Annotated in this window: 1 protein-coding gene; it reads right to left on the bottom strand. The window is 65.0% G+C overall.

Annotation, left to right across the window (positions count from 1 at the left end; genetic code table 11):
* Nucleotides 1-83: 83 nt before the first annotated feature.
* Nucleotides 84-1,334: a formyl-CoA transferase gene (gene frc, locus BG61_RS38445; RefSeq protein WP_035933582.1), complete on the bottom strand. Its 1,251-nt coding sequence runs from the start codon at nt 1,332-1,334 to the stop codon at nt 84-86.
* Nucleotides 1,335-1,356: the final 22 nt, after the last annotated feature.

Below are 1,356 nucleotides of genomic sequence, written 5' to 3'. Positions count from 1 at the left end.
GTATTGCGGGGACCTGCAACGCGCCGCGCGAAACGGCAAAGCCGTGGTGGCTTTTGCTGTTCGCGCGGCGCGCCTTGCGGGCGTCAGACCGCCTGCGACTCGCGCAGGTGAGCGATTTGCTCGGCGCTGTAGCCGAGGCTCGCGAGCACCTCGTCGGTGTGTTCACCGAGCAGCGGCGAGCCGGTGATCTCGGGCTTCATGTCCGAGAACTTGATCGGGCTGCCCACCGTCAGGTATGAGCCGCGCTCCTTGTGCGGCACTTCGGTGATCGTGCCGCTCGCGCGCAGCGACGGATCGTTGGCGATCTCCTTCATGGAGAGCACCGGCGAGCACGGAATGTCGAACTTGCGCAGGATGTCGACCGCTTCGAACTTGGTCTTGTCGGCGAGCCACTGCTCGATCGTGTTGAAGATCTCGAAGATGTGCGGCTGACGCGCCTGCGGCGTGCTGTAGTCCGGATCTTCGATCCATTCCGGCTTGCCGAGCGCGCGGCAGATCGGCGCCCAGGCGTGGCCCTGGATCGTGAAGTAGATGTAGGCGTTCGGATCGGTTTCCCAGCCCTTGCACTTGAGCACCCAGCCCGGCTGGCCGCCGCCGCCCGCGTTGCCGCCGCGCGGCACGACGTCGCTGAAAGTGCCGTGCGGGTACTGCGGATATTCCTCGAGATAGCCCAGGCGATCCAGACGCTGCTGGTCGCGCAGCTTCACGCGGCACAGGTTCAGCACGCTGTCCTGCATTGAGACGGCGACCTTCTGGCCCTTGCCGGTCTTCTGGCGGCCCATGAGCGCGGTGAGGATGCCGATGGCCAGATGCATGCCGGTGTTGCTGTCGCCGAGTGCGGCCGCGCTCACGGTCGGGGGGCCGTCCCAGAAGCCGGTGGTGGAGGCCGCGCCGCCGGCGCATTGCGCGACGTTCTCGTAGACCTTGAGGTCGTCGTAGTGGTGGCCGTCGCTGAAGCCCTTGACCGAGGCGACGATCATCTTGGGGTTGAGTTCGTTGATGGTTTCCCACGAGAAGCCCATGCGATCGAGCGCGCCCGGGCCGAAGTTCTCGACCAGCACGTCGGATTCGCGGATGAGCTTGGTGAGCACTTCCTTGCCTTCGGGCTTCTTGGTGTCGAGCGTGAGGGACTTCTTGTTGCTGTTGAGCATGGTGAAGTAGAGCGCGTCGACATCGGGGATGTCGCGCAGTTGGGTGCGCGTGACGTCGCCGGAGCCGGGGCGTTCGACCTTGATCACGTCGGCGCCGAACCAGGCGAGCAACTGCGTGCAGGCGGGACCGGCCTGAACGTGCGTGAAATCGATGATCTTGATTCCTTCGAGCGGCTTGCTCATGGGTACTGTCTCCTGACTGGCT

Source organism: Caballeronia glathei, from assembly GCF_000698595.1.
In the GTDB taxonomy this organism is placed as follows: domain Bacteria; phylum Pseudomonadota; class Gammaproteobacteria; order Burkholderiales; family Burkholderiaceae; genus Caballeronia; species Caballeronia glathei.
The sequence above is the reverse complement of the archived record's forward strand: the minus strand, read 5'-3'. Positions and strand labels throughout refer to the sequence as shown.

Coding starts and splice junctions, on each gene's coding strand:
- frc (WP_035933582.1), bottom strand. CDS start 1,334: ATGAGCAAGCCGCTCGAAGGAATCAAGATCATCGATTTCACGCACGTT.